Annotated in this window: 4 protein-coding genes; 1 reads left to right on the top strand and 3 read right to left on the bottom strand. The window is 46.9% G+C overall.

What is annotated here, in order from left to right; genetic code table 11:
• A partial coding sequence (locus Q0241_RS16370) for a PAS domain-containing sensor histidine kinase (RefSeq protein WP_299379447.1) occupies positions 1-1,317 on the top strand: 1,317 nt, incomplete at its 5' end.
• Positions 1,318-1,362: 45 nt separating this feature from the next.
• On the opposite strand, the gene Q0241_RS16365 is transcribed toward Q0241_RS16370, so the two are convergent.
• The 3 genes from Q0241_RS16365 to Q0241_RS16355 form a co-directional block, all read right to left on the bottom strand.
• A complete protein-coding gene (locus Q0241_RS16365) occupies positions 1,363-1,956 on the bottom strand; it encodes a cytochrome P460 family protein (protein WP_299379444.1) in 594 nt (197 codons plus the stop codon).
• 224 nt (positions 1,957-2,180) lie between these two features.
• Complete coding sequence (fdhF, locus tag Q0241_RS16360; RefSeq protein ID WP_299379441.1) at positions 2,181-4,961, bottom strand: formate dehydrogenase subunit alpha; 2,781 nt, start codon at positions 4,959-4,961, stop codon at positions 2,181-2,183.
• Positions 4,961-6,691 (bottom strand): NAD(P)H-dependent oxidoreductase subunit E, encoded by a 1,731-nt coding sequence (locus Q0241_RS16355; protein WP_299379438.1) that lies wholly within the window; start codon positions 6,689-6,691, stop codon positions 4,961-4,963. The genes fdhF and Q0241_RS16355 overlap by 1 nt, the downstream gene beginning before the upstream one ends.
• Positions 6,692-7,079 lie beyond the last annotated feature (388 nt).

Here is a 7,079-nt window from a genome sequence, read left to right as displayed (position 1 = left end):
GATGTACAGCTTCGATCTTTTGTAACGGAAAATTCTAAACAACGGCAGCTTACTTTTTTGGTGCGTGATATTAGTACTCGAGTTTCTATTAGCCGTGAGCTTGCTTCTTCGCAACAATTGATGAGCAGTATTGTTGCTGGGGTCGGTGATGCAATTATTGCGACAGATAAAGATGGTTTTCTGACGCTTTTTAACCGAGGTGCTGAAGATACTTTTGGATATAGCTCTGAAGAAATTATAGGGAAACATTTGGATACATTGATTCCCGAAGAACATCGTGGTGAGCATAGCGGCTATATGACCGATTTTGATGCAGGGGCGATTGATACACGCGGCATGGGAACCCGCGGTGCTATTTCCGGGTTGCGTCGAAACGGTGAGACATTTCCAGCAGAAGCAACGATTATGAAAATTGGCGAGGACAATCAGCAAACCTTCGCTGCGGTTGTCAGGGATGTGTCGGAACGCATTAAAGTCCAGACACAACAGCAAGAAGCCAAGGAGTTGGCCGAAATTGCCAGTCAGATGAAGTCTTCATTTCTTGCGAATATGAGCCATGAACTTCGAACTCCTTTGAATGCTATTATCGGTTTTTCTGAATTCATTACCGAAGAACACCTTGGACCGATTGCACATCCAAAGTACCGTGAATATATCGGGGATATACTGGATAGTGGAAGGCATCTTTTAACGATCGTAAACGACATCCTTGATCTGTCCCGAGTTGAAGCAGGTGAGATCCAGTTAAATGAAACTGTCGTGTGTGTGCGTCAGTCAATCTTGTCGGCTTATCGTTTTGTTAAACGTCAGGCAAAGGTAAAGAATATCTCTCTTGATGCAAATCTACACGACGATTTGCCCTATCTGTTTGCTGATGAGCGTTTGGTTAAGCAGGTTCTGATTAATTTGGCGACGAATGCCGTGAAGTTCACGCCTGATGGTGGATCTATTAAAGCCGAAGTCAGGTGTCCGGATGGCGAGAATGGTCTTTCTATTATTATTTCTGATACAGGAATTGGTATTCCTAAGGATGATCTTGAACGTGTTATTAAGCCATTTGAACAGTGTGAATCGAGCTATTCAAAAACCATAGAAGGGACTGGGTTGGGGCTATCTTTGGCCGGGTCTCTTATGAACTTACATGGTGGGGATTTATCTATTGAAAGCGAAGTTGGTCACGGAACTTCTGTTGTTCTTAGGTTCCCGGTAGATCGCGTGGTAACAAAAGAATCGGCTCTTACAGGGGTGCAGGCAAAAACGTCTGTACGCAAACTATCGGCTAAGTCCTTTTCTAATTATGTAAAAGAAAAGGGCTGAGTGCGTAACACTCAGCCTTGAAAGTTAAATGTGAGTAACTGACGACTAATTTACAACTCGGTAGTCTTCTTCGGGGAAGAACATATAGTCTTGATCCTCGCCAACTGCATTGTGACAATCAGCACAGAATTTCACTTTCTTAGAGTTTACCCCGTTGGTTTCGCCAAAAATCTTGCCGCTTGGGGTTACAAGCGTATATTTCCAATCACCGTTTTCAGGGGCAAAACCAGCTTCCATCTTTTCCATTAAAAAGAGCGGCCCGGGTTTAACTCCCTTTTTTCCTACCTTGAAGCTGTCCTTGGCGACAATAGCCCCTACAGGCAGGGTCCCGATATCTTCGTATTTTCCATAGGCTTTCGCCAGATCGTTTGCGTAGTTGTGAACCAGACGACCGCCGTGTGTACTGGATTTATGAGGCGCTTTTGTATAGCGGTCCCAGTTGAAGTACTCAGTTGAAACTGGGTGGCCCGATTTTGCATAGCCAGCTCTCATTTTTGGTGAGAGAGCTTCATAATGTTCGGTAGCTTTCTCGGGGGTAACGTCTTCAGCATTCACAGCTACGGGGACCATAAATAGTGTTGGTACAAACAATGTTGAGAGAAGGAAGTTTTTGACAGATGAGCTGAACGTGATCTTCATTTGGGTATCTCCAATTATCCTGACTGACACCGAATTATCGTCTTACCCGCGTTTCGGTGCTTTTTTTGTTCTCCTTTCTAGATAGCATTCTTGTAAAAAAGTAGGAGTAAAGCTTCTTCACGATCAAGTGAGATCAAGTGCTTGAAAGAAAGTCTGGTCATAAGAAAGGGCCGCATAAATGCGACCCTTTAATGATTTACAACGTGATATTTTCCGTAGGAGAACTATTCCGCGGCAACCGCAAGAGGTTCAATTTTTGCCGCGCTGTATTTGAATTCAGGAATTTTTCCGAATGGATCAAGTTGTGGGTTTGTCAGCATATTGGCCGCAGCTTCAGAGAAACAGAATGGCATGAATATCATGCCTTCAGGAACTTCGCGATCCTGACGAACTTTCAGACTAACAGTTCCGCGCCTTGTGGAGACTGACACCCAGTCACCAGCATCCAAGCCGAGTTTTTTCATATCCAGACGGTTGATGAAAACAACAGCTTCTGGTTCTAGATTATCCAGAACCTCTGAACGACGTGTCATGGCGCCTGTGTGCCAATGTTCCAAAAGGCGTCCTGTTGTCAGAACAAGTGGGAACTCTTTGTCCGGTAGTTCTGCCGGATCAATGAGAGCTGTGGAAACAAGCTTGCCCCGTCCAGATGTTGTCGGGAAGCCTTGGGCAAAGAGGATTTCAGTGCCCGGCCCATCTTCGCTTGCGCAAGGATAAGTCACCACGTTTTCGCGAGAAAGTCTTTCCCATGTGATGTTGTTCAGTGATGGCATAACCTGTGACATTTCATTGAAAACGTCCCGGGGGTGCGTATAGGTCCAATCAAGTCCCATGCGCTGTGCAAGTTCCTGAATGAGTTCCCAGTCCTGCCGTGCGTCACCCGGCGGCGATACTGCAGCACGTCCTATCTGAACCTGACGGTTGGTATTGGTAAAGGTGCCGTCTTTTTCGGCATGAGCAGAAGAGGGTAGGATGACATCAGCATGCCATGCTGTTTCTGTCATGAAGATATCTTGAACCACCAAGTGATTCAGCTTGGACAGCGCTTCACGTGCATGCTGTTGGTCCGGATCAGACATCGCAGGGTTTTCGCCCTGAATGAACATGCCAGTAATATTACCGTCATGGATTGCGTCCATGATCTCAACAACGGTCAGGCCTTTTTCCTTGTCGAGTTCCATGCCCCAGAAATCTTCCATGCGGCTACGAATTTCTTCGTTTTCGACGGATTGATAATCCGGGTAAAGCATTGGGATAAGACCGGCGTCAGATGCGCCCTGCACGTTGTTTTGCCCTCGTAACGGGTGCAGACCTGTACCCGGACGACCAATTTGGCCTGTGATCAAAGACATAGCTATCAGACAACGTACGTTGTCTGTACCGTGTGTATGTTGGGATACGCCCATTCCCCAAAGGATCAGGGATGCTTCTGAAGTTGCATAGAGACGGGCGGTTTCACGCAAGGTTTGGGCATCAATACCACAGACTTCGGCCATATCTTCAGGCGCAAAATCTTTGATATTTTCTTTCAGCTCTTCAAAGCCTTCGGTGTTGGCCTGAACATACTGAAGATCATAAAGTTTTTCTTCGATGATTGTGTAAATCATCGCATTCAGCATGGCCACATCACGACCGGGTTTGAACTGCAGGTGATTATCTGCATAACGCACAAGGTTTTGCCCACGTGGATCCATGACAATCATATGTTTGTTTGGATCTTTTGCTGCCTGTTTGATGTAGGTTGCTGCAACCGGATGGTTCCAGCCAGGGCGACAGCCAATGATGATGATGCATTCTGCATCAGCAACCGATGTAAAGGGCGCTGACACCGCACCTGAACCGACACCTTCCATTAGCGCCGCAACGGAAGAGGCATGGCAAAGTCGTGTACAGTGATCGACATTGTTGCTGCCAAAGCCTGTTCTTACCAGTTTCTGGAACAGATAGGCTTCTTCGTTTGATCCTTTTGCCGAGCCAAAGCCAGCAAGCGCTTTGGGGCCTTTTTCATCACGTATCTTGTTGAGACCGGATGCTGCACGTTCAAGAGCTTCTTCCCATGTTGCTTCGCGGAAGTAAGCGGAAAAATCGTTATCGGGAACACCAATGTCCCAACCACGTGGTGCATCATCACGGCGGATAAGTGGTTTGGTCAGGCGATTTGGGTTATGGATATAGTCAAATCCAAAGCGTCCTTTCACACAAAGCCTCTTTTCGTTTGCGGGGCCTTCAGCACCATCAATTTTGATGATCTTGTCATCTTTGACGTGAACCTCGGTCTGGCAGCCAACACCACAAAATGGGCAAACAGAGTTTATGATTTCATCAGCATAGTCTTCTCTGACGCCAGCATCATTGAGAAGAGAGCTTTCCATCAGCGCGCCGGTTGGGCAGGCCTGAACACATTCACCACAGGCCACACAGGTACTGTCACCCATATCGGCATTGAAATCGAAGACGACGCTGGATTTAGATCCGCGGAAGGCCATTCCAATGACGTCATTGACCTGTACTTCGCGGCAGGCACGGACACAAAGGTTACAGTTAATACAAGCATCCAGATTTACGGCGATTGCTGTATGACTTAAATCTGCTACCGGACGTTCATGCGCAGGGAAACGGCTGGATGTGACGCCAATATCTGATGCCCAGTTCCAGAATTTTGAATTTGGCTCATGGGTTTCTTCGCGAGCTGGCTGGTCGGCCACAAGCAATTCAAACACCATTTCCCGTGCTTTTTTTGCTCGCTCTGTCGCCGTGTTGACAATCATGCCTTCAGCGGGTTGGCGTATACAGGATGCGGCTAAAGTTCGTTCGCCTTCGATTTCGACCATGCAGGTCCGGCAATTCCCGTCTGCATTGTAGCCTGGCTCTGGTTGGTAGCAAAGGTGAGGAATTTCCGTGCCCAGGCGATCAGCAACTTGCCAGATGGATTCTCCTGGTTGTGCTGTGACTTCATTTCCGTTAAGTGTAAAACTGACTGGTGTTGTGTTTGCAGTAACAGACATTACAGTTCCTCCGGAAAATGTTTCATCACTGTGAGTAAAGGATTAGGTGCTGCTTGACCCAAGCCGCAAATCGAAGCATCCATCATAACAGTAGAAAGTTCTTTCAGAAGATCCTGATCCCATGTGTCTTCTTCCATAAGGCTCACTGCTTTTTCAGTTCCTGTACGGCATGGGGTGCACTGGCCACAGCTTTCATCTTCGAAAAAGCGCATCAGGTTCATGGCAACGTCGCGCATATTATCTTGATCGGAAAGAACGATCACCGCAGCAGAACCGATAAAGCAGCCATGTTCATGAAGGGTGTCAAAGTCCAGGGGAACATCACCAAGGCTAGCTGGTAAAATTCCGCCAGAGGCGCCGCCTGGTAGATATGCTTTAAATTCATGCCCATCGGCCATACCATCACAATATTCTGCGATAAGTTCTTTGATTGTGATACCTGCCGGGGCAAACTTGACGCCCGGATTTTTGACACGTCCGGAAACCGAGAACGACCTTAAACCTTTGCGGCCATTCCTGCCGTGGCTTGTGAACCACTCGGGACCTTTTTCAATAAGATCACGCACCCAGTAGACTGTTTCTACGTTATTTGTGAGTGTTGGTAGACCGAACAAGCCTACCTGTGATGGGAAAGGTGGTTTGTGACGCGGATAACCTTTCTTTCCTTCTATGGACTCAATCATGGCTGATTCTTCACCACAGATATATGCACCCGCTCCTCGGCGAAGATCTATTTTAATACCGTTATTAAGACCCTCAGCATAAACGCGTTCAATTTCCTTTTTTAGAAGTTTGATAACGGCGGGGTATTCGTCACGAATGTAGATATAACTTGCTTCTACTTCGCCGACCCATGCGCCAATCAACATGCCTTCAAGAAAACGATGAGGATCAGTTTCCAGATAATGGCGGTCCTTGAAGGTTCCAGGTTCTCCTTCATCACCATTTATTGCCATTAACCGTGGTTTAGGTTGTTGGCGGATGATGCTCCACTTCAGACCGGTAGGGAAGCCAGCTCCGCCAAGCCCTCTTAGACCTGTGTTTTTGAGAAGCTCGACAATTTCGTCACGATCATATTTGCCTTCATAGCATTCACGCAGCACTTTATAGCCGCCATCTGCAACATAGGCATCGTAGTCTCTGTAATCGACAGCTGCGGGGTGAATGTCTTTGTTGTCAGTCGCTGCGGTGATGTTTTCTACTGTTGCATTATCAACATGATTGTGACCGACTTCGGCAACAGGTGCGCAATCACAGCGTCCCATGCAAGGGGCAGGAACAACACGAACATTTTTGGCAACTGAATCCGGAAGGCTTTTTAACAAGTCCTTTGCGCCAGCCATTTCACAGCTCAGGCTTTCGCAAACGCGGACAGTTATTTCCGCAGGGGCTTTTTCGCCATCGAGAACAATATCAAAGTGCGCATAAAAGGATGCTACCTCGTAAACTTCGGCCATGGGAAGCTTCATTTCATCAGCCAGCGCCTGTAAGTGGCCAGCAGAAAGGCTGCCATATTTGTCCTGAATGAGGTGTAAGTGTTCAATCAAGAGGTCCCGTTGGCGTGATTTGTTACCCAGAAGTGCAATTATTTCTTCGTGAGCTTCAGTTTCAAGTTGGCGACCCTTTGAAAAAACAGGTGGCTTTCGGCGACCGGATCCAGGATGGATTTGGCGCTTGACGGGGGAACTACCCTTTTTTGTAGGGGCATCCAAGACGCTGCTATCTGACATTATTCATGCTTCTCCACGACAATCTGCCCTTATAGGGGGCATGTTGTTCCGGTTTGTCCCGGTCAATTTCTGCTTTTTGGGTAACTTTCACTTGGTCACGATGTCTTATAGCCTATGACTGCGCTACGATTCTGTCGTATTCCCGAAGCTTTCTGTTACATTTTATAGCTCTTTACCAAGGAACGATAGTAACCGGACATTCGCAAAGTCCTATGCTTTGATAGGGTTTGCTTATCAATGAGTGGCCTTAAGTAGTGTATCAGTGAGTGGTGATTATAATAGACTGTATCAGCTTTATTTATTCTGTTTATCTATGGTTAACTGCCTGCAGGTATTTTATATGCAACAAATGAGATCTTTCGGGGTCGTTTAGAACATAGCTAAATTG

The sequence above is a fragment of the uncultured Kiloniella sp. genome (assembly GCF_937128705.1).
Taxonomy (GTDB): Bacteria; Pseudomonadota; Alphaproteobacteria; order Kiloniellales; family Kiloniellaceae; genus Kiloniella.
Note: the sequence above shows the minus strand (reverse complement) of the source record. Positions and strands in the feature narration are given on the sequence as shown.

Excerpts from the sequence above, each read along its gene's own strand:
- fdhF (WP_299379441.1), bottom strand. The coding sequence starts at position 4,961 with ATGTCTGTTACTGCAAACACAACACCAGTCAGTTTTACACTTAACGGA.
- Q0241_RS16355 (WP_299379438.1), bottom strand. The coding sequence starts at position 6,691 with ATGTCAGATAGCAGCGTCTTGGATGCCCCTACAAAAAAGGGTAGTTCC.
- Q0241_RS16365 (WP_299379444.1), bottom strand. The coding sequence starts at position 1,956 with ATGAAGATCACGTTCAGCTCATCTGTCAAAAACTTCCTTCTCTCAACA.